Source organism: Staphylococcus sp. EG-SA-2 (assembly GCF_017152085.1).
This window is the reverse complement of record NZ_JACYHC010000903.1, coordinates 1-1,002: the sequence shown is the minus strand read 5'-3', so window position 1 is coordinate 1,002 and position 1,002 is coordinate 1. Positions and strand designations below refer to the sequence as shown.

The 1,002-nt window shown below is 35.5% G+C and carries 1 protein-coding gene; it reads left to right on the top strand.

Annotated elements, in window-relative coordinates; all coding sequences use genetic code 11:
• On the top strand, positions 1–881 hold an 881-nt coding region (locus IDG60_RS15890; protein WP_206160913.1), incomplete at its 5' end, for an isomerizing glutamine--fructose-6-phosphate transaminase.
• Positions 882–1,002: the final 121 nt, after the last annotated feature.

Genomic DNA, 1,002 nt, shown 5'->3' with positions numbered 1-1,002 from the left:
GTAAAGAATTTTTAGAAAAATGGGCTGGCGTACCAACTGAAGTACACGTTGCATCAGAGTTTGTCTACAACATGCCATTATTATCTGAAAAACCATTGTTCGTTTATATTTCTCAATCAGGTGAAACTGCAGATAGCCGCGCCGTATTAGTTGAAACTAATAAATTAGGTCATAAATCATTAACAATCACTAATGTTGCAGGTTCAACTTTATCACGTGAAGCAGACCACACATTGTTATTACACGCGGGTCCTGAAATCGCAGTTGCATCTACAAAAGCATATACTGCACAAATTGCAGTATTATCAATCTTGTCTCAAATCGTTGCAAAAGAGCATGGTCGTGAAGCAGATATTGATTTATTGAGAGAATTAGCAAAAGTAACAACAGCAATAGAAGCAATTGTTGACGATGCACCAATTATGGAACAAATTGCTACAGATTTCTTAGAAACAACACGCAATGCATTCTTTATCGGACGTACTATTGACTATAACGTAAGTTTAGAAGGTGCGTTAAAACTTAAAGAAATTTCTTACATTCAAGCAGAAGGTTTTGCTGGTGGAGAACTTAAACATGGTACAATTGCCTTAATCGAAGAAGGTACACCAGTTGTAGGTTTAGCAACACAAGAGAAAGTTAATTTATCAATTCGTGGTAACGTTAAAGAGGTAGTAGCACGTGGTGCACATCCATGTATTATTTCTATGGAGGGTCTTGAAAAAGAAGGCGACACTTATGTCATTCCTCATGTACATGAATTGTTAACGCCATTAGTATCAGTGGTTGCATTACAATTAATTTCATACTATGCAGCATTACACAGAGATTTAGATGTTGATAAACCACGTAACCTTGCTAAATCAGTTACTGTGGAATAATTCACTTTTTTAGAATCAATCATGTATTAAAATTAAAGTATATGGCACCCTTTTAGATTAATCGACTAGAAGGGTGCTTTTTTAGGTCGACTTAGCTTTTACTTCATCTTAATTTGGCAGA